Genomic DNA, 21290 nt, shown 5'->3' with positions numbered 1-21290 from the left:
TTCACCCTTCAGCCGTGGAGCAGCTCCGACATCTGCTCTACGGGGAGGGGCGGCCGGTCCGTCGCTGCGGGCCGAAGAATTTTTCCGGGAGGTTTCCTACGGGTGAGGAACGGGCGACTCGGCGTCCGACATGTCCACGGGAAGGTCCCCGGTGGGAAGGTCCTGCGTGGGCAGGGACGCCGACGGCACGGATGCCGACGGCAGGCCGGACAGGCCGGGTACGGGAATCTCCGGCACCTCCGGCACCTCCGGCACCTCCGGCACCTCCGGCACCTCCGGAACACCCGGGACGTCCGGTACGTCCGGTACGGCCGGAGCGGTCAGCGGCAGCGGCGGCAGAGGGGGCAGCGAAAGCCGGGGCAGGGACGTGAGCAAGGGGCCGCCGGAAGGCCGCCCGGTGTCCGCATCGGCCTGCGGCGAGGCGGTGGGAGCGGTCGGCGCAGGGCCACCGCCCGACTCCCGCGCATCCCCTGCCTGTGACACCGCGGGGGACGCGGGACTCGGCGAACCGGGCCCGTCGCTCTCGTGGACGTGCGGCAGCAGGATCAGGCCCGCGAACGCCAGCGTCGCCGCCGTCGAGGCCACCGCCACCGCCTGGGCATGCCCGCCGCGCGGGCGGCCGTGCCCGATCAGCCACAGGGCGCCGCCCAGCGTGGCGGCCAGCGAATGGCGCAGGGTCCTGCGGGCCCGCGCCAGCAGCGATTCGACCGTCCGGTAGCTCAGCCCCATCTTCACGGCGACCTGGCTGACATCCAGATCCTCGGACTTCAGCCACAGGGCCTCGGCCTGGCGGGCGGGCAGCTCACCGCTCCGTACGGCGAGCCACCGGGCCTCGGCGCGGTCGCAGACCGCCTCCTCGACCGGCACCGGGACCGGTGTCAGGAGCGTCGGTTGGCTGCGCACCTCGCTCTCCCGGTTGACCTGCCGGTAGCGGTCCACGCACAGCCGCATCGTCACCGTCGTCAGCCACGCGCCGAGGCGCTCGTCGTCCAGTTCCGGGTGCTCGGCGGCGCGCAGCATCGCCTCATGCACGGCGTCCTCGGCATCCTCCAGACTCATGGACCTGCGCCGGGCCACCTTGAGCAGCTGCTCGCGGTGGCTCCAGGCGCGCTGCCACCGGTCGTCGGCCGCGTCTGTGTCCGTCGCCATGAGGGCCCCTTCGCGCTCACCCGGCCGGGCAGGTGCAGAGGCCCGGCGCGGGGGAGATTACCGCCCGGTATCCCGGCTTGTGGAGGGGGAGGCGCGCATCGATTCCGTTCCGTTGCTGGTCAGCCCGCCGAGCCCGGGCAGCTCGCCGATGGGGTCCGGGACGGTCGGCAGCGGCAATGAGGGCTCCGCGGCGGTTGTGCCGCTCTTCGAAGGCGAAGGTGAAGGGGCGGGCGTGGGCGAGGAGTTGGGCGCGGCGGACGCGCCGACCGGGCGGGCGGGAGCCGTGGATGACGCAGTCGGCCGCGGCTTCTTGGGCGCCGTCGGCTCCGGGCGGACCGCCGGTCCGTCACCCTGGTCCGGCACGACCCGGTGGCCTTCGAGGTAGTACGCGAACCACGCCCTGACCGTGCGCAGATACGCACCGGAGCGGTTGTAGCCGAGAATCGCGCGGTCCAGGTCCGCCGCCCGGGAGAGATCGCGCCCGCCCGCGCACAGGTAGCGCCCCGCCGCGAGCGCCGCGTCGTAGATGTTGCCCGGATCACTGTGTCCATCGCCGTTGCCGTCGGCGCCCCAGACATCCCAGGTCGAGGGGATGAACTGCATCGGGCCGACGGCACGGTCGTACGCGGAGTCCCCGTCGTACAGCCCGCCGTCGGTGTCCCTGATGACGGCGAACCCGTTGCCGTCCAGCCGCGGGCCGAGGATCGGGGTGAGCGTCGTGCCGTCCGCCCGCACCCGGCCGCCGCGCGCCTGCCCCGACTCGACCTGCCCGATCGCGGCGAGCAGCTGCCAGCGCAGACGGCACCCCGGACTGCTGTCCGCGAGCTCGTCCTCGGCCTGCCGGTAGGCGGCCAGGACGGTGGCGGGCAGCGCCCCGCCGACCGGTGCGCCGCTCTCGGCGTCGTGTGCCGCACCGTGCGCCCGCAGTGGCGGAAGCTCGGTGCGGTATGGGGCGTCTCCGGAGACGCTCGGCCCGGGCGGGGCCGGGCGAACCCTCGCCGGGGCGGGTGCGTGCGCCGCCGTTCCCGGTGCCTGTGATGCGGTCAGTGCCGCCATGGCCGCCGTGACGACCACGCTCGCGTGGACACCTCTGCGCTTGCGTCCAGTCATGATGCAGACCCCTCCCAGTACCGCTGCTCTGCGCCCCGTTCACCTGCTCTACGCGGCAGCGGCGTCCGTCCGTCGCGACGTGTCGTACCTTTTCCGGAGCTTTTCCGGGCCGGGAGGCCGACGACTGCGCCGAAGGGCGCGGCTAACGTGGGGGCATGGTGCGACTGAGAGTGGAGTTCACGACCGAGCCGTTCGATCTGGACGAGCCGCCGGCGCACGCGCTGGCCGTCCGCGAGGTCGTCCAGAGCGCGGATCTGGACAAGGTGGATGTGGGCCCCTTCGGTAATACGGCCGAGGGCGGCGCCGACGAGGTGCTGAGCGCGGTCGACATGCTGCTGCGCAGGGCCCTGGACGCCGGGGCCACCCGGGTCTCGCTGCAGGTCAACGTGGTGGAGGGCGAGGCATGACCGAGCCCGCCGACCACGCACTCGCACAGGCCGTCAAGCCGCTCGTGGACGCCATGGGTGGCGAGCTGCTGGCGCCGGGTGAGGCCCGCGAGGACGACGTCGTACTCAGCTGGGAGGGCGAGGAGGTCCTCGCCGTCCGGCTCCCGCAGCTCGCGGACTCTCTCGACCACATCCTGGCCGCCATGGAGCGCCGGCACGGCATGCCGCTGTCCGAGCTGGACCGCAAGACCAAGCAGCTGGTCGTGCGAACCCTGGAGGCGCGCGGCGCGTTCTCGGTACGGCACGGTGTGGAGACGGTGGCCGGTGCGCTCGGCGTCAGCCGATTCACCGTCTACAACTACCTGAACCGGGAAACAAAGACGCGGGCGGAGAGCCCGTAGGCGGCCGTCGGTTCCCCGGGGAGCCGACCGTCCTACAAATTCGCGTGCATCTCTTCCGGTTTCCATTCAAGGCATTTGCACGCACTCCATGACGGAGCTTCATTCCGCTGGTCCGGCGACGGAATGATCTTGGCTGCCGACGGCGAGGGCAATGGTTCCAGAGGGAAAGTGGTCTGCGCTGCGAGAACTGCCCTGAGACGTCGGCGGCGTTCCAGCTCTCGCAGGTCCGTGCGCCACATCCGGCTGGCCGGAGGCGGAGACACGGCCGCCAGTACGGTGCAAACCGCACCGAAGATCAGAGCGGTCCACAGCAGGATGTCTTTCACAACAGTTCTCTCCCATGTGAGGGCATGCTGAGAGGCGAATTGCCTTTACGGGGGTGGCGGGGGCGGGCATCGGCCGCCTGCTCGGCGTCTTCTGGGCGCCGGTTTGCGATGACATCCACATAACGCCTTGGTCTATGCCAAGTTACGTGAGGGCTGTGCGATGTGGGCCGTTAGGGGTAGTTCCTATTTATGGCCCAGTGGGCGGCATTTATTAATGTCCGTCCGTACGACGCCGGGCACGGCGCCCTGACACCCCTCCCGCTGTGAGCTGGGCATGCCAACCTGCTCGCCCGGCGGTTCTGTGTCACCGTGGACCTGCTGGATGTCCGGACAGCGGCTTTTGCGTTGCCGAGTTTTCAACAAAGTGTTGACGTCGTGTTGCCGGAGGGCGTTAGCTACTCGCAGCCCGTCCAACGCACCAGCGAAAAAACAGCCACGGAGGCTCCCGTGACTTCAGGCACACACCCCTTGTCGGGGGCGGCCCCCGAACCCCCAGCGGGCCTCGCCCGGTTCAACGCCTCACAGGACAGCGCGGCCCTGGCCGCACTGCACGAGGTGTGCGCCAGTTCGGCATGGGGGAGCAAGCTGCTCGCCCAGCGTCCGTACGCCACCATGGAGGCTCTCTTCGACGCCAGTGACGCCGCCATGGCCGAACTGACCGTCGAGGATCTGGCCGAGGCGATGGCCGGGCACCCGCCGATCGGCCGCCCGAAGCCCGGGGACCCGACCTCCTCCCGCGAGCAGAGCGGGATGTCCGGGGCCTCCGAGGAGCTCAAGGCCGAGATGCTCGAACTGAACCTGTCCTACCAGGACACGTTCGGACACGTCTTTCTGATCTGCGCCACCGGCCGGACCGGTGAGCAGATGCGCGACGCGGTCCGTGAGCGGATCGGGAACTCGCCCGAGCAGGAGCGGGAAATCGTCCGCACCGAACTGGGCAAGATCAACCGTATCCGGCTGACTCGTCTCGTAGAGGAAGAGAGCGCATGAGCACGGAAACCACCGCCTCGGTGTCCACGCACATCCTGGACACGAGCGTCGGACGCCCCGCCGAGGGCGTCGCCATATCGCTCGCGGCCCGCAGCGGCTCCGACGCGGAGTGGATGGCGCTCGGCGGATCAGCGACCGATGCGGACGGGCGCTGCAAGGACCTGCCGGCACTGCCGGAGGGCACCACCCACGTACGTCTCGACTTCGAGGTCGAGCAGTACTTCTCCAAGAAGCAAGCCGAGGCGCAGCAGGACGCCCCCCGCGTAAGGGACAGCGGTGCGTTCTTCCCCGAGGTGACGATCACTTTCGCCGTCACGCCGGGCGAGCACTATCACGTACCGCTGCTGCTCAACCCGTTCGGCTACTCCGTTTACCGAGGGAGCTAGCAGACATGCCCACGATTCTCGGCCAGAACCAGTACGGCAAAGCAGAGAACCGCGTCGTCAAGATCACGCGGGACGGCGACACGCACCACATCAAGGACCTGAACGTCTCGGTCGCCCTCTCCGGTGACATGGACGACGTCCACTACTCCGGCTCCAACGCCAACGTCCTGCCGACCGACACCACCAAGAACACGGTGTACGCGTTCGCCAAGGAGTACGGCATCGAGTCGGCCGAGCAGTTCGGCATCCACCTGGCCCGTCACTTCGTGACCAGCCAGGAGCCGATCCACCAGGCGCGCATCCGCATCGAGGAGTACGCCTGGGAGCGCATCGAGACCTCGGACAACAACTCCAAGTTCATCGGAGCCGACGAGGTCAAGCACTCCTTCGTCCGCAAGGGCCAGGAGACCCGCGTCACCCAGATCACCTTCGACGGTGAGAAGTGGCAGGTCATCTCGGGTCTGAAGGACCTCGTCGTGATGAACTCGACGAACTCCGAGTTCTGGGGCTACGTCAAGGACAAGTACACGACGCTCCAGGAGGCCCACGACCGCATCCTCGCGACCCAGGTGTCCGCCAGGTGGCGCTACAACTGGTCCTCGGACGAGGAGCGCATGCCCAACTGGGAGAAGTCCTACGAGCAGGCCAGGAAGCACATGCTCCAGGCCTTCGCGGAGACGTACTCTCTCTCGCTCCAGCAGACCCTGTACCAAATGGGTTCGCGGATCATCAACAGCCGCAGCGAGATCGACGAGATCCGCTTCTCGCTGCCGAACAAGCACCACTTCCTGGTGGACCTCAAGCCGTTCGGGCTGAAGAACGACAACGAGGTCTACTTCGCGGCGGACCGCCCCTACGGTCTGATCGAGGCCACAGTCCTGCGGGACGGCGTCGAGCCGCAGATCCCCCTCGACATGACCAACCTGTAGTACCTGCTCAAAACCCCCGACGCGTGCGCCGGCGTCAGGGGGTGTCTCTCGGATCAGGCCGGATCAGCGAGCGGGGTCTGGCGCGGTGCATCGCAAGGCGGAGGATGGAGCCCACGCGGAGCGTAGGCGACTGACGACAACGCAGCGAGGTGCCGTGCCAGGGCACGCGAGCCCGGCAAGATCCGAGAGACACCCCCTAAGTCCAGGGGGAGAGCGGGGGCATCTGCGCAACAACAGCACCGCGGATCCGGTCGTCACCCCGCTCGACCCCCGGGTCCGTTCCACCAATGGGAAGAACGAGGACCCGCCATGGCGGCTTCGCGCATCGTCATCGAGAACTGTGCCATCGCGACCGTGGACGCGAACGACACCGAGTACGCCTCGGGTTACGTCGTCGTCGCGGACAACCGGATCGAGTCCGTGGGCGCGGGCAAGGCCCCCGAAGGCCTGGAGAATGTGGTCCGCCGCATCGACGGCACCGGCCATCTCATCACCCCCGGCCTGATCAACACGCACCACCACTTCTACCAGTGGATCACCCGGGGCCTGGCCACCGACCACAACCTGTTCAACTGGCTGGTCGCGCTGTACCCGACCTGGGCGCGGATCGACGAGCCGATGGCGCGCGCGGCGGCCCGGGGCTCCCTCGCGATGATGGCCCGCGGCGGTGTCACCACGGCCATGGACCACCACTACGTCTACCCGCAGGGCTCCGGCGACCTGTCCGGCGCGATCATCGGCGCGGCGAGCGAGATGGGTGTCCGCTTCACCCTCGCCCGCGGTTCCATGGACCGCGGCACGTCGGACGGCGGCCTGCCGCCGGACTTCGCCGTCGAGACCCTCGAAGGCGCGCTCGCCGCCACCGAGGAGACCATCGACAAGCACCACGACGCCTCCTTCGACGCGATGACGCAGATCGCCGTCGCGCCCTGCTCGCCCTTCTCCGTCTCCACCGAACTGATGCGCCAGGGCGCCGAGCTGGCCCGCCGCAAGGGCGTACGGCTGCACACGCACGGCTCGGAGACCGTCGAGGAGGAGGAGTTCTGCAAGGAGCTCTTCGGGATGGGCCCGACCGACTACTTCGAGTCGACCGGCTGGCTCGGCGCGGACGTGTGGATGGCCCACTGCGTCCACATGAACGACTCGGACATCGCCGCCTTCGCCCGTACGGGCACGGGTGTCGCGCACTGCCCGTCCTCCAACGCACGCCTCGCCGCGGGCATCGCCCGCGTCCCCGACATGCTGAAGGCGGGCGTCCCGGTCGGCCTCGGCGTCGACGGCACCGCGTCCAACGAGTCGGGCGAACTGCACACCGAGCTGCGCAACGCGCTCCTCATCAACCGGCTCGGCCCCCACCGCGAGGCGGCGCTGAACGCCCGCCAGGCCCTGCGCCTCGGTACGTACGGCGGCGCCCAAGTCCTCGGCCGCGCCGACCAGATCGGCTCCATCGAGGCCGGCAAGCTCGCCGACCTGGTGCTGTGGAAGCTGGACACGCTCGCTCATTCCTCCATCGCCGACCCGGTGATCGCGCTCGTCTTCGGCGCGGCCGCCCCGGTGACGCTCTCCCTCGTCAACGGCAAGACCGTCGTCGAGGACAACCACCTGACCACGGTGGACGAGGACGCCATCGCCCGCTCCGCGCGGGACGAGGCACAGCGCCTCGCGCGCATCGCCGCGCAGGACTGACCACAAGAAGTCCGGTCGAGGGGGACGGCCCTCGACCGGAGGCCGTGGACCCGAGCGGGGTCCATGGCAGCCGTGACCGGGTGGTGCGGCACCGCGTATCGGTGCCGCACCACCCGGGACGGTGACTCGTGTCTTCACACCCCGGAAGCACCGGGCTCACCGCTGCACCATTCGCACCACCTCCCTGCACCCGCGTCACCGCCAGACGCGCCACCGACCGGAGGAATCACCCGTGGCCGCACAGCCCAGGTTTCCGAAAGATGCAGTCGCAGAAGCAGCAGTTGCAGAAGAAGCAGTTGAAGCAGATGCAGTCGCAGCACCGGAGGGACAGCATCCGGTCGATGAGACCCTGCCCCCTCTGAAAATGTTCACCAGCGGACTGCAGCATGTGGCCGCGATGTACGCGGGCGTGGTGGCCCCACCCATGATCGTCGGGCCCGCCGTGGGCCTCAGCGCCAAGGAGACCGCCTTCCTGATGGGGGCGAGCCTCTTCACGGCCGGTATAGCCACCCTCCTTCAGACCCTTGGCTTCTCGAAGGTCGGCGCCAGGCTCCCGTTCGTCAACGGAGTCTCCTTCGCCGGTGTGACGCCGATGATCGCCATCGGCAAGGACCGGGGAGCCGACGGCATCACCGTCATCTTCGGCGCCATCATCGTCGCCAGCCTGCTGGGCTTCGTCCTGACTCCGTACTTCTCGAAGCTCGTACGCTTCTTCCCGCCCGTCGTCACGGGCACCGTCATCACGCTGATCGGTCTCTCGCTGCTGCCGGTCGCGTTCCGCTGGTCCCAGGGCGGCAACTCGACAGCCTCCGACTACGGTTCGATGAAGAACATCGGGATGGCCGCGCTCACCCTGGTCATCGTGCTCGCCCTGCGCAAGTTCCTGCGCGGGTTCCTGCAGCAGATCGCCATCCTGCTCGGTCTGGTCGTCGGCACGGTCATCGCCGTCCCGATGGGGATGACCAGCTTCGACGCCATCAAGAACGCGGACGTGGTGGGCTTCCCGACGCCGTTCCACTTCGGCGCCCCGCAGTTCGAGATCGCCGCGATCGTCTCGATGTGCATCGTGATGCTGGTCTGCATGACCGAGTCCACCGCGGACATGCTCGCCCTCGGCAAGATCGTCGACCGGCCGGCGGACCAGCGGACCATCGAGGGCGGTCTGCGCGCCGACACCCTCGGCAGCGCGATCAGCCCCCTCTTCAACGGCTTCATGTGCAGCGCCTTCGCCCAGAACATCGGCCTGGTCGCGATGACGAAGGTCCGCAGCCGGTTCGTCGTCGCCGCGGGCGGCGGCATCCTGATCCTGCTGGGGCTGTGCCCGGTCGCCGCATCCGTGATCGCCCTGGTCCCGCTGCCGGTCCTCGGCGGCGCGGGCATCGTGCTCTTCGGCTCGGTCGCCGCCAGCGGCATCCAGACGCTGGCCTCGGCGGCCCTCGAGAAGGGCGAGAACGCGCTGATCGTCGCGGCCTCCGTCGGCATCGGGCTGATCCCGATCGCCGCGCCGGAGTTCTACCACGCCTTCCCCAAGGACGCGCTCGTCGTCCTCGACTCGGGAATCTCCACGGGGTGCATCGTGGCGATCGTCCTCAACCTCGCCTTCAACCACCTGGGGAAGAAGCGGAGTCCGGAGAGCTCGGTGACCACCCAGACCGGCCACGAGGCGGTCGCGGTCCACTGACGCGGACGGAGGGCCGGGTGTCCGCGCGGACACCCGGCCCTCCGTCCTTGCCGTGAGCACTCGATGCGTCAGTCGATGTGGAAGCTCTCGCCGTACACCTTCCAGTCGAGCGGCGTGTTGAGGTTGAAGTTGTTCTTCCTGACGAAGACGCGCTGGGCCGTGTCGACCCGGCTGGTGTCCTCGTGCGCCTCCTCCTGCTTCATCGCCCAGACCCGGGCGTCGAGGAAGGCGTTCAGATACGTCTTCTCGTCGCCGCCCTGAGCCGGTGTCTTGGCCTTGGCGAGGGCCCTCTTGCGGATGCTGCTGAAGCTGGTGCTGTCGCCGCCGTCGCCGTGCATGACGATCGCGTCGTAGTAGATGAACTGGCCGAGGACCCCGATGCCGTCCTGCTTGCCGCGGTTGACCGCGGGGTTGAAGTAGACCCGGTCGCGCTCGTCGTTCTGGGCCTTCTTGAACTCCGAGTCCTGGGCCGCCTTCTTCCAGTCCTTGGTGAAGTTCGGGTCGAGTCCTGCGTGCGAGTCGCTGCCGTCGACCTCGCGCAGCGCGGGCAGGTACTTGGCCAGTACGTTCCCGGGCTTGCGGTCGGTGTAGAGCTCGACCAGATCCAGCATGTCGCCGGTGCCGGAACAGAAGCCGATGATTCCCGCGGTGTAGCCGCGGCCGTCGTCGATGTCCTCGATGTACTTGTACTGGGCCTTCCAGTCCAGCGAGGAGTTCTCCGCGCTGGAGACGATCTGCATGGCGATCTCCTTCTTCGCCGGGTCGTCGAGGCCGATGGCGGCCGGGGCAGGGGCCGATGACACCTCGGTGGCGTCGGACGTGGCCGCGACGGCGGTGGCCGGCACGGCGAGAAGTGCCACGCCGAGGGCGATACGGGGGAGGAACCTGAGCGGACGTGGGGCGCGTACGTGGGGGGTGGGCACCTTGCCTCCATAGGGAGTTCGTCGTTCCGGTGTTCTGTTAGGAAGCTTTCCTATCAGAGTGCGGAAGTGTCGTACACCCCTTCGCCGTACGGAAGTTGGGCGCAAGCAAGGCCCGGGAGTTCGGTCGAGGACTTCAGCCCGGAGTTCAGCCGAGGAGTTCGGCGCTGCTCGAAGGCTCCACCCGTGGCTGCCCGTTGAGACGGTGCCGCTCGATGGACGAGCGGCGGTACACCTCCTCGCGGACCCGCTGGATCTCACCGATCGGCCGGTGGTCCTCACGGGTACGCCACGGCGTGATCGACGTGCCGTCGGCGGCGGCCAGGTTCTCCTCGCCGCCGATGTCCTGCCGCGGAATGGCAATCGTCGCGACCGTCACCCAAGGCGACAGCTGCTCGGGCCACTCGACTGAAGTGTTGTCCACCGGCATCCGCGCCAGATCGGCATTCAGCTGCACCTGCAGCTCGAAGACATGGTCACGCTCGGCGGCCTCCGCCACGAGGGTGTTGCGGAACGCCTCGCCGTCCGCCCGCACATCGACCGTCAGATGCGTGACGGGCGAGACCGGCACCGTGCGCACCTTCGCGATGTGGTCGCCGTGGCGGAAGGCGCCCATGCTGTTGTACGTGTACGAGAGGAGGTTCTGCCGCGGGACCTGGGTGAAGGACAGCATCGCGAACAGCTCGTCCCACAGCCACTCGTCCGAGGTCTCCAAGGTCCCCCGCCTGGTGAGGAATTCGCCCATCCACAACTTGCGCCGCGCCGGGTTCACCAGGGCGTCGGGCAGCTCGGCGAAGAGCTCCTCGATGACCATGTAGTCGTACGCCGTGTTGGCGAAGAAGACCTTGTTGTTGATCAGGTTGAGGTCGAAGGTCGTCGCCTCGGCCTCGTCGGCGAGCAGCGACGTGCCGGGCACGCCGAACATCTTGATGCCCATGCCGCAGGCCGCGCCCAGCAGTGAGTCGGCCCGCAGATGGCCGAGCCCGTTGGAGTAGCGCACGACCGCGTCGTAGGTGCCGGGTCCGGCGAAGATCCCCTGGGCGTACGGGCCCGGAACCTCACCGACCGTGACGGTGGCTTTGACCAGCCCGTAGGTCTTGCCGTGGGCCGTCCTGACCGCGCGGCCCACGTGCTGCCGCTCGACGGACTCCCGGGTGCGCGTGGCGACATTGCGGACGACCTCGTCCAGTTCCTGCTGGTAGGTGGGCCGTTCGACGGGGGCGTACGTCTCGTACCTGACGAATTCCATGGCGGGCTTCTCCTTCGCCGCGTCCTGCATGGCTGTGTCCTACAGGCTCTACAGGAAAGGTAGCCCGCTATTCAGTTGTACACAACATAACTGCTTGTGATGGACCCCACTCGATGGCACCCGCGCATCCCTACTCCGCGTCGATGCGGTCGATGCGGTAACTGTCGCCGTACACCTTCCACTCCAGCGGCGTGTCGAGGCCGAAGTTGTTCTTGTCGACGAAGACGCGCTGGGCCGTCTCGATGCGGCTGGTGTCCGTGTGCGAGGGCTCGCGGCCGATCGCCTCGACGCGCGCGTCCAGGAAGGCATTCAGGTACGCCCTCTCGTCGCCGCCGCTCGCGGGCGGCTTCGCGGTCCCCAGGGCCTGCTCGCGCATGGTGCGGAAGCCGACCGACCCCTCGCTGTCGCCCGACCCGTGCATCACATAGGCGTCGAAGTAGATGAACTGCCCCAGCGCGCCCAGCCCGTCGAGCTCGGCCTGGCGCACCGCGGGCGTGAAGTACAGCCGGTCCCGCTCGGCGTCCTGCGCGGCACGGAACGCCGGGTCCGAGACGGCGGCGCGCGCCCATGCGTCGGTGAAGGGCTGCCCGAGGCCCTCGTGGGAATCGCTGCCCTTGACCGAGCGCAGCGCGGGCAGGTGCTTGGCCAGGGCGTTGGTGGGCCTGGCCTTCGTATAGCGCTCGACGACGGCGAGCATGTCGCCGGTGCCGGAGCAGAAGCCGATGATTCCGGCGGTGTACCCGCGGCCGTCGCCGATGTCCTCGATGTACTTGTACTGGGCCTTCCAGTCCAGCGAGGAGTTCTCCGCGCTGGACACCAACTGCATCGCGATGTCCTTCTTCGCGGGGTCGTCGAGGCCGACGGGCGCGGCGGGTTTGTGGTCCCCGGAGCCCGCGCAGGCGGCGAGCGTCAACAGTGACATCAGTGTCAGCGCGAGCAGCGCTCTGACCATGGACTTCACGGCACAACCCCTTCCTGGGGTCAGCGCCCCGGCCACGCCATGAGGTTACTGAACAGCTCCGCCTGCTCGATCGCGTCGTCCAGCGCGTGATGGGTGTGTCGCCGCCGGGAGAGCAGCTCGCGCGGCATCGTGCCCTTGGCGACGGCACGCAGCGGGAGCCGCGCCTTGGTCGCGTACAGGGTCTTCATGTCCAGGCATCCGGAGTGCCCGAAGGGGCTCGCCCCGGTGAAGCGGATCAGATACCAGTACAGAAAGGTCCAGTCGTACGAGGCCGGATAGCCACACATCACAGGCTGGGCGCCCACGCTCACCTCACGCACCCAATTGCCGAACTCGGCCAGCGCGGCGGCCGGTTCACTGCCCTCGGCGATCAGCCGGTCCCGGTCGAGCCCGCTGACGGCCAGGGCCTCCGGCACGAAGTCCTCGCTGATGGGGCGCAGTTCACGGTAGAAGGTGAGCGCCTCGGGGTCCTCCGGTACATAACCCTCGGCATCCTGGCGACCGGCAACCGCCGCCCCGAAGCTGATCATCGAGTAGGGGCCGGGGATCGGGCCGTCTGCCTCGATGTCGACGGAGATGTAGAGGCTGGGTTTCACGCGACGTGCCATACCGGGAGCATCGCATCGGCGCTGCTCCCGGCACATCGGGTTTCCCGCGAGCCGCCCGGCCCCGGTCGCGCTCAGGCCCGGGCCAGGCGCCGGCCGCCCGCCCCGGTCAGTCGCCCGCCCCGGTCAGTCGCCCGCCCCGGTCAGTCGCCCGCCCCGGTCAGTCGCCCGGCCGCCAGTCGGGCCGGCGGCCGCTGAAGCCGATGACCTGGTCCAGCAGCGGCGCGTCCTCGGGCACGGCGACGACGGGGCCGAACATCCCGTCCCGGCTCGGGTCGTCCCCCGTCGGCTTCATCAGCTCGTACGAGACCTGAAGGCTCGCATCGGACGGCAGGTACTCCTGGCCGGTGGCGCGGGCCAAGTCCCAGCCGTGGACGACGAGTTCGTTGATGGCGACCCGTCCGGCGACGGCCGCCGGGAGCGCGACGCCGCCCGCCCGGGTGTGGCCGTCCCATGCGCCCGGCTGCTGCCAGGCCTCCGCCAGCTCGTCCAGTCGCCGCGGAAGCACCGTGCGCCAGTCGTCGTGGAGCACCGGCAGGACGGAGCCCGGGTCGGTGTCGGTCGTGGGCCCGAGGTCCTTGCGCGCGGCGTCCCGGAAGGCGGTGGCCAGGCCGACGAGATGGCCGAGCAGCTCCCGTACGGCGTACTCGGGACAGGGGGTCGGATCCCCGAGCCGCTCGTCGCCGATGCCGTCGATCAGCTGCGCAACGGCGTGGGCGGCGGGGCGGAGGGCGGGGAAGGCGGTCTGTGCAGTGGTGTCCATACAGAGGCAGACCGCACCGCCCGCCAAAACTCATCGCCGACCCGGACGTCCCTGGCTAGGACTTCCGCGGCTTGTGAGCCATGAGGAAGGCCTGTGCGGGGACGGCCTGTTCAGGCGGCGACGACAGGTTCGCCGCTCAGCGCGACACCGGCCCGGCGCAGCTCGGCGAGTGCGGTGCGCGTGGTGTCGGCGGCGACGCCAGCGGTGTAGTCGAGCAGGACCCGCACCGTGAAGCCCGCGCGCACTCCGTCCAGTGCGGTGGCCTTCACGCAGTGATCGGTGGCGATGCCGACGACGTCGAGGCGGGCGATGTCGCGGGCCTTCAGCCAGGCGGACAGTGTCGTGCCGTCCTGGGCCGAGCCCTCGAAACCACTCTTCGAGGCGGAGTGCGCGCCTTTGAAGAAGACCTCGTCGACGTGCCCGGAGTCGACGGCGGGCACAAAATCCGGATGGAACTCACCTCCCTCACTGCCGACGACGCAATGCACAGGGAACGAGTCCTGGAAGTCGGGGTTCTCGGAGAAGTGGGCGCCCGGGTCGATGTGGTGGTCACGGGTGGCGACGACGAAGGCGTACTGCCCGTCGGCGCGCCGGACCAGCTCGGCGATCGCGGCGGCCCGGTCCGCGCCGCCCTTCACCGGAACGCTGCCGCCCTCACAGAAGTCCTTCTGCACATCTACGATGATCAATGCACGACGCATGGAAAGCCCTTCCCTCGGCTGAACCTTTCCCCGATGGTTGCCCTTCCGCCGACGGGCGGGCGCGCCACTCGCGGGTCGATCACCCGACCGGCGCAGCGCGCACGGCAACGAGGTGCAGCGGGCCTCCGTTCTCCACGCGGGGACCACAGGGAATGGGAGTGGTGGGTCGGGCGGGTCGCCGGTCAGGGTGATACCGCGATTGTTCGTGGTGACGCCGAAGATCGCCCCGCGTAGGTCGCTACTTCAGATCCCTGGCTCCGCTCTCAATCACCCCGACAGCCCCGGCAGAAATCTCACTCCTACCTGTAACACCCCAGGTCAGCGGCCCGCCTTCGGCAAGATCTCATAAGAAGGGGCATGATCGTTCACACGTCGCAGCGCTGATCCATGTCTCGATCCATGCAGCGATGCCCTGGCGCCACGGATGGCGGCGATGACTGAGTGGGCCCAGTCGGCTGGGGGCGGGGTGTTGAGCAGGCCCTCCAGGCGTGTGATGTGCGCGGCGCGTTCGTGCACCGTCATGGCCAGTGCGGCGCGCAAGGTGTCGACCAGGTCCTGTGGCCGCAGCGGATCGGTCAGCAGGGCCGCGGTTCCCAGGTGCTGCGCAACTCCCGCGTGACGGGACAGGATCAGAACACCGGGACGGTTGAGGGCGTGGCACGCGGTGATGTATTCCTGGGCCGTGAGGTTCATCCCGTCGGCGAGTGAGGTCACCCAGAACACGTCGGCTGCCAGGTAGTGGTCGACGACCTCGGGGAAGTCCAGATTGCGGGGGATGTAGTCGACGGGCTCCCACCCGTGCGTGCCCCAGCGGTGGTTGATTCGGTTGATCGCGTTCTCAAGTTCCGAGCGGGTGAAGTCGTAGGCACGGATGCCGAGCTCCGGCGGTGGGCAGACCAGGCGGTAGCGCACGTGTCCCCGTAGCCGGGGCGAGCTGGCCAGGAGGGCGTCCAGTGCGCGGATCTTGTGGACGGGCGCCTTGGCGTAGTCGAGCCGTTCCACGGACAGCACCAGCTGGCTGCCGTCCTTCCCTTGCCGCGGCCGGGGGCGCGTCCTGGCGAGGTCTGCGACGGCATGGCGGTCGATGCCGAGGGGGTGCACGCCGACGCGCGGCGTGGGCCCAGCGGTGCCGGCCAGGAGCTGGCGGAAGTTGTCGGCGCAGTCGGCGGTGTGGAAGCCGGCCCAGTCCAGGCATGCAAGGGAGTCGAGCAGCTGCCCGGCTGCAGGAATGCGGCTGAAGACGTCCGGTCGGGGGAACGGCGTGTGGTGGAACAGCCCGATGGCCAGATCCGGCCGCTGGGCCCTGAGGTCGGCCGGTACGAGCCACAGATTGTAGTCGTGCAACCAGACCGTGCCTCCCCGCGCGGCGAGAGAGCCGATACGGCGGGCGAATGCGGCGTTGACCTCCTCATAGTCGGCCCAGTGGGCAGGCCGGTCCTGGATGAGACCGGGCTGGGACATCAAGGCCGGCCAGAGCGTCTCCTTGCAGACGCGGTGAAAGTAACCCGCCCACCGTTCGTCACGCAGCGGCAGCAGGGACAGCGGCAAGCCGTCGACGGCCGTCATGGGCTCGGCGGGCGGCGGCGCCTCGCCGATGTAGGCGGCTGCCCACACAGCGTCCAGGCGCTCGTCGGTGAGAGCGGCCTGCAAAGTCGGCAGGATGCCGTTGGGACTGGACGGCGGCCGCCAGCCGCCGTCGAGCCAGCGCACGGGTGGGCGGTGATAGCCGACGACCACCGATCGGCGGACCAGCCAGCCGAGGCGTTCCATCCCCTCCAGGACGGCGGCAGCTCCGTCCAGGGCGGAGTGGTGGACGTGCTTGCTCGGTAGGACGCCGGCAGCCAGAGCGGGCTCGGCATTGGCGACCACGACCGCGTGCGTGCCCTGGGAGAACAGCGAGAGGTCATTGAGGGAGTCCCCGGCCACGAGCATCGCCTGCCGGGGCCACCCCAGCCTGCGGCCGAGCAGTCGCAATGCACGTCCCTTGCTCGCCCTGGCCGGCAGGACGTCAAAGTACCGGCCCGAGGCGTACGAACAGGAGCATCCCAGCGCCTTCACCGTGGCCTTGAGTTCGTCCGAGAGACCGTCGGGGTTCAGATAGAAGGAGCAGCGTCCCTCCTGGGGTACGCCTTCCTGGTACACGAGCTGCGGAAACTGCCGCAGCGCCGCTCGAACCCGGTGGGCGCCCGGCCATCCGGCGCGCAGCTTCCCCTGTATGTCGTCGAGGTGGACCATCCGGATGGCGTCGATGACGCTGGCCCCGACGTCGGCGATGATCCAGCGCGGGGACGGGACCAGGGGATCGTCTCGCAGGAGCGCCTGTACGGAAGCAAGACTGCGTCCGGTCGCGAAGACCACTGTGATGTCCGGGTGCCGGTTCAGGACGTCGCGCAGACGCCGCCGATCGTGTCCATCGCCTCCCAGCAGCGTGCCGTCCAGGTCGGTCACGAGCACCCTGGCCGGGCCGGTGTTCTCGCCCACAGGCGGTCCCTTCAGGTCCTGACCAACTACAGCTGCGCGAAAATCCGCCCTTGTGCCGGAGCGTGTGGACGCTTCACCAACCAGGGTCGTGGGTCACCGGGTCGATGACAGCCCCCGCATCAGCCGCGTCCGGGCGCGATTGGGCTCTCTGAACGTCCCGGATTGCCTGCCCAAGTCGCGTCTCGCGAAAGTCGTCGCTTTCCACGAGCCGATCAATCAGGCCGGCAGGCGCATGGCGCGCGGCCTGCACTAGTCGATCGATGGCAGGGTCGGCTGGCGACACGGGGACCTCCAAGATCACGACATGGCGACATCGGCGCGGCGTGGAAGCCACCTCAGCCGCGCGCATGGTCCGATCCGATCGGGCCGTTGCGACAACACACGCAACGATCGTTGTCCAAAGGTCTAGCCGCGCGTGGCCCCACCTCATTCACGGGGCCCTGATTTTCACTCCGCTGCCCTGGGCCACCGACTACACCACGAGACACGACCGCCACGCGGCTCAGCGATGGGCTTCCGCAGCAGTTGCGGGGGGTGGCCCCGCTCGGGTCCGCCACCCTGGGCGTCCTGGTGGTTCCAGCGCCGGGTCAGGACCCCGGTGGTGTCCGCGTAAATGATCTCGCCGGGCATGGGGTTCTCGACCGTGTCGGGTTCGCTGAGGGGGGTCAAGGACTCGGTGCCGTCCGCGTACCGGATGTCGACGTCGCGGGCGACATGCTCCAGGTCGAAGGCGCCGGCGGGCTGACCAGGTCGGCTGGAGATGGAGGCCGTGGGCACAGGCGGGTGATCTCGTTGATGAGTTGAGGGAAGGACCATCCGATGGCGTTGGCTGCGGTTGCAAAACCACCGCCGGTTCGCAGAGCAGGGCAGGCGTTCACTTCAAGGCAGTGGGGCTCTCCGTGGTTGTTGCAGCGGAAGTCGACGCGTGAGTATTCAGCGGGGCCCAAACCTACTGAGCGATGGGCGCGTAGCGCTTGTTCCTGCAGGCAATCCCGGAGTTCGGCGGCGATTTCAGCGGGGCACAGACGCTGCGATGCTCCTGACCGGTTCTTCGCTTCAAAGTCGTATAGTGGACCGTTGTATTCAAGCTCCACCACCGGAAGTACGTGATCGCCGAGGACGCTGACCGTGAATTCCCTCCCCGACAGAAACGGTGAAATAAGCCAGTCTTCGTCCGCTGAGGCTTCCGCGAGAGCGGCAGCCAATTCATCGGCATCTTCGGCCACAAATAGGGTTGAGAAGCTGGTACCGGTGAGGCACTTCACCACCACAGGGCCAGCATCGAGCATGCTCAGCGCGCCAGGCTGACGCTCGTTTTTGCCCGTTCGATGAACCTCCCAAGGGCTCACAGTAACGCCTGCATCCCGCAGGACACGTAGTGTTCGCTGCTTGTCCCACGCCAAACTGCACGCCGCGCTCCCCGCACCCGTGAAAGGTACATCGGCCATTTCCAGAAGTGCTTGGACATGCCCGTCCCCACCCCAACCCCCGTGCAGCGCCGGAAATACCACATCTGCGAGTTTCAGTTCAGCGGCCATCGCTTCCGACGTAAGCGTAGCGAATATATTCTTCCGGCTCATGGGCACATCAATGACCGGAAGTTCGGTGGTGACTGCAGTCTGTGGCAGATCTCCGGGGTCACAACTCGATCGACACACGAATGGCTCATCTGCGGCCGGATCGACCACCGTAACGTCGTAACGCAGATCTATGAGCGCGCGAGCTACCGACATTCCCGAGTCGAGAGACACGTCTCGCTCGGCACTTTCCCCGCCACACAGCACGACAGCCTTCATGCAGTAGGTTATATGCCTCCCAGGGCGTGAACGCCTTTCTTACTCAGCCTTCTGGCTAGCGCTGCCTGTAGCGCTGAACCCGATCCCGGGGCCATCCGGTGCGTCCCCTGGGACAGCTGCCCCTCGCATAGCTCGGCCTGCGGGGACCGTACGGCGGTCGTGACAGGAAACGAGCGGCTCCAGATCGGTGCAGCGCTCGGACTGGAGGTCTCGACACGCGACGGCGCGCGCCACCATCGCCGCGCGATGTGACGGACCCTTGGCCCGTCCTTGTGCTGTTGGCGAGGGAAGGTTCGGTCAGGGGCGAGGGCAGTAGTCCGCTGCCCCGTGTCGGCTGTCAGCCGCCCTGTCTCGGCCCGATCACCAGCTCGCGGACCTGCTCCCCGTGGCCCGGCTCGCGGGACCCCTCGTCCTCCACCGTGAAGTGCTCCTGGAGGCCTCGAACGAGCCGCTCGATGTCCTTCGGGCGACCGTAGACGAGCGCGCGGACGGCTTCGGAGAGCAGAACCGGTTCGTGGAGGGCGCGCTGCCTGCGTACGTCGAAGGGCAAGGCGGACACCACGGGGCCGCCGCCGTCCGAGACGATCCGACCCGCCCCGGGAGGCGCAAGCGCAAGCTCGAAGATCGCGCTCAGCGTCTCGTAGACGAGACCACCTGCCCGAGTGGGGTCGATGTGCACGCCGACGGTTCCGGGTGCGTGGTGGCGCGCGGACTTTCTTTCCTTCGGTCGCAGCCGCATGCCTCAAGCATCTGACCGGCGGCGTCCATCCGCCAACCGGGGTGGGTGTGCCGTCATGTCGTCGCGGCTGTGCGACTTCGTACCGCATCGCGTTGTCACCGTCGGCGAGTAGTCGCGCCGGCCGTGATCAGGCGGCTCGGTCCTCGAAGCGGAATCCAGGGGTGGGTGAACTCGTGAGTGGTTGCGGGGTCGTGAACGAGCCCCACGGGCGGGGTGGTTGCCGGATTCATGCCGCCAACGCTTCCGCCTCGCCACCGCCGTTGACCAGCTTCGACGTGCGGACGGACATACGGTGTACGCGGGTGTCTGCCGAATGTACGCGGCGTACGAAGTGCCCTGCCCGGCTTCCTGAGTCCCCACCCCCGGTGAGCGCCACGCGCCAGGGCGGACAGGGCAGCCTGCCAACAAGCCGGGCCGGTAGACGGAGCGTAGGATCTTGAGGTGGAAGCGACGAGTCCGGCGGCAACAGCGCCGAGGCTGGGCGAGTGGAGCCGCCGATCCTCAGCGCGAGCTGGTCGGCGCCGCTCGCTCGCCACCCACCTCGGGCAGGGGGCAGTCGAACCAGCCGATCCCCGACCGTCTTGGCATCTCCGCCAAGACCGCCGACATCACGTCCAGCCCGTCTACGAGAAGGCCAGCTTCCACAGCCGCGCCACCGTGACACTCCGGGCGTTCGACAAAAACCTCGTCCACGGGTCGTAGGGCGGCGTTCACCCGATGGCGCCCGAGCCGCGATCCGGACACACTCGCGCCACCGTCGGCGTCGAGCGCTGACGCCAATAGCCGCAGAGGAGGCGAGAGGTGATCCGGCGACGACGGTCCAGAAGGCTTCGGAGAGATCTGCTCGACCAGAGGAGCCGCGAAGCGACAGCAGCGTGGATCCAAGTGCCCGCGCGTTTTTCGCAATCCCGACCAAAGCGCCTTCAAGGACGACCTGCGGCGCGTGCTCATCGACGAGGACCGTCGGGCGACAGGAGCGATGTTCGTCGCTTCTGAGGATGTGACACACCAAGGGAGGACGCCGAGATGAAGTACATGATCAGCTGGTTCGAACGCCCGCAGGGCTCGCCCATGGAGTACGAGAACGCTCAGAAACGGATTCTCGAAGTGTTCACTCAGTGGGAGGCGCCCGCCAACTTCAAGATCGAGGTGTTCGTCGTGCGCGTGGGCGAATGGGGAGGACACATGCTGGTGGATTGCGACGATTCGTTGACCGTCCACAAGTTTTGCTCGACCTTCCCTGCTTTCACGATGGAGGCGCGACCCGTCGTTCCCGTCATGGACGCGGTCCGGGTCGAACTCGAGGCGATCGCTTGGCGTGATGGGCTGAAGGGAAGCTGACATTCGAGGGGATCACCCTTGAGCTCCTCAAGCGTTACCGACGACGATCACCCTCGTTCGCGAAGGTGGGCAGGGCCCGCAGGCTGCCGGCGTCCGCCAATGCCCTGAGCAGGCGGGCCGCATCGTCGGTCCGGCCACCACGGACCAGATCGATCGCGTGAAGGTGGGATTCGTACACGAACGTCCGCGTGTCCTTGGCGGGCGGCGGCCCCAACGCCGTGTAGGCGGAGGCCCGGTGACGTCTCAAGCGCTCGTGGAAGTCGTCGGCCCTGTCGTGCCCGTCGGCCGGTGGATGACCGGGGGCGATGACGTCCAGTGCGCCATCCAAGACGTTCCGCCACGCCACTGGCCACCCAACCCCACGTCAAGCCGGATACCCCAATGCTTTGGAGCGAAGGGCCAGTTGAGTGCTGCGAGTATGCATCTGCTCCGACGATGGACGACGAGCAGCAACAGGCGCGGAGCAGGGGCCCGGGTCGGGCATCTTGCATGTGTTCGGGCGGCAGTTGAAGCGGTTCCGTGAGTGTACGGAGTACGACCGGGCGGCATTCGGCTCGGCGACGGGGTACTCAGCCTCGACGATCGCGTCCTACGAGCAGGGGCGGCGGGTGCCGCCGCCACGCTTCATCGAGCAGGCGGATGAGCTGCCGGGGGCGAGCCTATTCACCACACCTTCGTCGGCTTCGCGGC

The 21290-nt window shown here is 68.3% G+C and carries 20 protein-coding genes and 2 pseudogenes; 9 read left to right on the top strand and 13 right to left on the bottom strand.

Going from position 1 to position 21290, the window contains the following annotated elements; translation table 11 throughout:
• Nucleotides 1-96: 96 nt before the first annotated feature.
• Together OG905_RS08590 and OG905_RS08585 are read right to left on the bottom strand one after the other, a co-directional pair.
• On the bottom strand, nucleotides 97-1149 hold the full coding sequence (locus OG905_RS08590; protein ID WP_328667145.1) for an RNA polymerase sigma factor: 1053 nt from the start codon (nucleotides 1147-1149) through the stop codon (nucleotides 97-99).
• A gap of 57 nt (nucleotides 1150-1206) precedes the next feature.
• Complete coding sequence (locus OG905_RS08585) at nucleotides 1207-2259, bottom strand: lytic transglycosylase domain-containing protein (RefSeq protein WP_328667144.1); 1053 nt, start codon at nucleotides 2257-2259, stop codon at nucleotides 1207-1209.
• Between the two features lie 158 nt (nucleotides 2260-2417).
• Between OG905_RS08585 and OG905_RS08580 the strand changes: the two genes are divergently transcribed.
• The 7 genes from OG905_RS08580 to OG905_RS08550 all read left to right on the top strand — a co-directional run bounded on the left by OG905_RS08580 (nucleotide 2418) and on the right by OG905_RS08550 (nucleotide 9044).
• Nucleotides 2418-2666, top strand: a complete 249-nt coding sequence (locus OG905_RS08580; RefSeq protein ID WP_328682118.1) for a hypothetical protein — start codon at nucleotides 2418-2420, stop codon at nucleotides 2664-2666.
• Nucleotides 2663-3046, top strand: coding sequence for a helix-turn-helix domain-containing protein (locus tag OG905_RS08575; RefSeq protein ID WP_266482699.1), 384 nt, complete (start codon nucleotides 2663-2665; stop codon nucleotides 3044-3046). The genes OG905_RS08580 and OG905_RS08575 overlap by 4 nt, the downstream gene beginning before the upstream one ends.
• A 773-nt stretch (nucleotides 3047-3819) precedes the next feature.
• On the top strand, nucleotides 3820-4362 hold the full coding sequence (gene uraD / locus OG905_RS08570; protein ID WP_328667143.1) for a 2-oxo-4-hydroxy-4-carboxy-5-ureidoimidazoline decarboxylase: 543 nt from the start codon (nucleotides 3820-3822) through the stop codon (nucleotides 4360-4362).
• Complete coding sequence (uraH, locus tag OG905_RS08565) at nucleotides 4359-4748, top strand: hydroxyisourate hydrolase (protein ID WP_328667142.1); 390 nt, start codon at nucleotides 4359-4361, stop codon at nucleotides 4746-4748. Before uraD ends, uraH begins: the two co-directional genes overlap by 4 nt.
• Nucleotides 4749-4753: 5 nt before the next feature.
• Nucleotides 4754-5677, top strand: coding sequence for a factor-independent urate hydroxylase (pucL, locus tag OG905_RS08560; protein WP_328667141.1), 924 nt, complete (start codon nucleotides 4754-4756; stop codon nucleotides 5675-5677).
• Nucleotides 5678-5986: 309 nt separating this feature from the next.
• Complete coding sequence (locus tag OG905_RS08555) at nucleotides 5987-7363, top strand: 8-oxoguanine deaminase (protein WP_328667140.1); 1377 nt, start codon at nucleotides 5987-5989, stop codon at nucleotides 7361-7363.
• A 232-nt stretch (nucleotides 7364-7595) separates the two neighbouring features.
• The gene (locus tag OG905_RS08550) at nucleotides 7596-9044 is read left to right on the top strand and encodes a nucleobase:cation symporter-2 family protein (protein WP_328667139.1); all 1449 of its coding nucleotides are present in this window, start codon (nucleotides 7596-7598) and stop codon (nucleotides 9042-9044) included.
• Nucleotides 9045-9112: 68 nt separating this feature from the next.
• Here OG905_RS08550 and OG905_RS08545 read toward each other — a convergent pair whose 3' ends face one another.
• The 10 genes and pseudogenes from OG905_RS08545 to OG905_RS08500 all read right to left on the bottom strand — a co-directional run bounded on the left by OG905_RS08545 (nucleotide 9113) and on the right by OG905_RS08500 (nucleotide 19259).
• Nucleotides 9113-9967 carry a chitosanase gene (locus OG905_RS08545; RefSeq protein ID WP_328667138.1) on the bottom strand — a complete coding sequence of 285 codons (855 nt, stop codon included), beginning with the start codon at nucleotides 9965-9967 and terminating at the stop codon, nucleotides 9113-9115.
• Between the two features lie 145 nt (nucleotides 9968-10112).
• Complete coding sequence (locus OG905_RS08540; RefSeq protein WP_328667137.1) at nucleotides 10113-11243, bottom strand: catalase family protein; 1131 nt, start codon at nucleotides 11241-11243, stop codon at nucleotides 10113-10115.
• 100 nt (nucleotides 11244-11343) lie between these two features.
• Nucleotides 11344-12165 carry a chitosanase gene (locus OG905_RS08535; RefSeq protein ID WP_328682115.1) on the bottom strand — a complete coding sequence of 274 codons (822 nt, stop codon included), beginning with the start codon at nucleotides 12163-12165 and terminating at the stop codon, nucleotides 11344-11346.
• Nucleotides 12166-12194: 29 nt separating this feature from the next.
• Nucleotides 12195-12782, bottom strand: coding sequence for a 3'-5' exonuclease (locus OG905_RS08530; protein WP_328667136.1), 588 nt, complete (start codon nucleotides 12780-12782; stop codon nucleotides 12195-12197).
• Nucleotides 12783-12939: 157 nt separating this feature from the next.
• A complete protein-coding gene (locus OG905_RS08525) occupies nucleotides 12940-13542 on the bottom strand; it encodes a TIGR03086 family metal-binding protein (protein ID WP_328667134.1) in 603 nt (200 codons plus the stop codon).
• Nucleotides 13543-13652: 110 nt separating this feature from the next.
• Nucleotides 13653-14243: an isochorismatase family protein gene (locus OG905_RS08520; RefSeq protein WP_328667132.1), complete on the bottom strand. Its 591-nt coding sequence runs from the start codon at nucleotides 14241-14243 to the stop codon at nucleotides 13653-13655.
• Between the two features lie 318 nt (nucleotides 14244-14561).
• A complete protein-coding gene (locus tag OG905_RS08515) occupies nucleotides 14562-16724 on the bottom strand; it encodes a trehalose-6-phosphate synthase (RefSeq protein WP_328667130.1) in 2163 nt (720 codons plus the stop codon).
• Between the two features lie 561 nt (nucleotides 16725-17285).
• Nucleotides 17286-17483: pseudogene (locus OG905_RS08510) on the bottom strand (phenylalanine--tRNA ligase beta subunit-related protein); the annotation flags it as partial.
• Nucleotides 17390-18520, bottom strand: a complete 1131-nt coding sequence (locus OG905_RS08505) for a D-alanine--D-alanine ligase family protein (RefSeq protein ID WP_443043907.1) — start codon at nucleotides 18518-18520, stop codon at nucleotides 17390-17392. The pseudogene OG905_RS08510 and the gene OG905_RS08505, both read right to left, overlap by 94 nt.
• Before the next feature lie 337 nt (nucleotides 18521-18857).
• Nucleotides 18858-19259 (bottom strand): hypothetical protein, encoded by a 402-nt coding sequence (locus OG905_RS08500; RefSeq protein ID WP_328667128.1) that lies wholly within the window; start codon nucleotides 19257-19259, stop codon nucleotides 18858-18860.
• Nucleotides 19260-20285: 1026 nt separating this feature from the next.
• Between OG905_RS08500 and OG905_RS08495 the strand changes: the two genes are divergently transcribed.
• The gene (locus OG905_RS08495) at nucleotides 20286-20600 is read left to right on the top strand and encodes a DUF3303 domain-containing protein (RefSeq protein ID WP_328667126.1); all 315 of its coding nucleotides are present in this window, start codon (nucleotides 20286-20288) and stop codon (nucleotides 20598-20600) included.
• 34 nt (nucleotides 20601-20634) lie between these two features.
• Here the strand turns inward: OG905_RS08495 and OG905_RS08490 are convergent, their stop codons facing one another.
• A complete protein-coding gene (locus OG905_RS08490) occupies nucleotides 20635-20928 on the bottom strand; it encodes a hypothetical protein (protein WP_328667125.1) in 294 nt (97 codons plus the stop codon).
• Between the two features lie 94 nt (nucleotides 20929-21022).
• On the opposite strand from OG905_RS08490, the pseudogene OG905_RS08485 reads away from it, so the two are divergent.
• Nucleotides 21023-21247 (top strand): annotated as a pseudogene (locus OG905_RS08485) (helix-turn-helix domain-containing protein); the annotation flags it as partial.
• Between the last annotated feature and the right edge of the window lie 43 nt (nucleotides 21248-21290).

Origin of the sequence: Streptomyces sp. NBC_00322 (genome assembly GCF_036147535.1) — a bacterium.
Lineage (GTDB): Bacteria > Actinomycetota > Actinomycetes > Streptomycetales > Streptomycetaceae > Streptomyces.
Note: the sequence above shows the minus strand (reverse complement) of the source record. Positions and strands in the feature narration are given on the sequence as shown.

Coding starts and splice junctions, on each gene's coding strand:
- OG905_RS08540 (WP_328667137.1), bottom strand. CDS start 11,243: ATGCAGGACGCGGCGAAGGAGAAGCCCGCCATGGAATTCGTCAGGTAC.
- OG905_RS08590 (WP_328667145.1), bottom strand. CDS start 1,149: ATGGCGACGGACACAGACGCGGCCGACGACCGGTGGCAGCGCGCCTGG.
- OG905_RS08520 (WP_328667132.1), bottom strand. CDS start 14,243: ATGCGTCGTGCATTGATCATCGTAGATGTGCAGAAGGACTTCTGTGAG.
- OG905_RS08530 (WP_328667136.1), bottom strand. CDS start 12,782: ATGGCACGTCGCGTGAAACCCAGCCTCTACATCTCCGTCGACATCGAG.
- OG905_RS08555 (WP_328667140.1), top strand. CDS start 5,987: ATGGCGGCTTCGCGCATCGTCATCGAGAACTGTGCCATCGCGACCGTG.
- OG905_RS08525 (WP_328667134.1), bottom strand. CDS start 13,542: ATGGACACCACTGCACAGACCGCCTTCCCCGCCCTCCGCCCCGCCGCC.
- OG905_RS08575 (WP_266482699.1), top strand. CDS start 2,663: ATGACCGAGCCCGCCGACCACGCACTCGCACAGGCCGTCAAGCCGCTC.
- uraH (WP_328667142.1), top strand. CDS start 4,359: ATGAGCACGGAAACCACCGCCTCGGTGTCCACGCACATCCTGGACACG.
- OG905_RS08495 (WP_328667126.1), top strand. CDS start 20,286: ATGAAGTACATGATCAGCTGGTTCGAACGCCCGCAGGGCTCGCCCATG.
- OG905_RS08535 (WP_328682115.1), bottom strand. CDS start 12,165: ATGGTCAGAGCGCTGCTCGCGCTGACACTGATGTCACTGTTGACGCTC.
- OG905_RS08500 (WP_328667128.1), bottom strand. CDS start 19,259: ATGCGGCTGCGACCGAAGGAAAGAAAGTCCGCGCGCCACCACGCACCC.
- OG905_RS08505 (WP_443043907.1), bottom strand. CDS start 18,520: ATGAAGGCTGTCGTGCTGTGTGGCGGGGAAAGTGCCGAGCGAGACGTG.
- pucL (WP_328667141.1), top strand. CDS start 4,754: ATGCCCACGATTCTCGGCCAGAACCAGTACGGCAAAGCAGAGAACCGC.
- OG905_RS08585 (WP_328667144.1), bottom strand. CDS start 2,259: ATGACTGGACGCAAGCGCAGAGGTGTCCACGCGAGCGTGGTCGTCACG.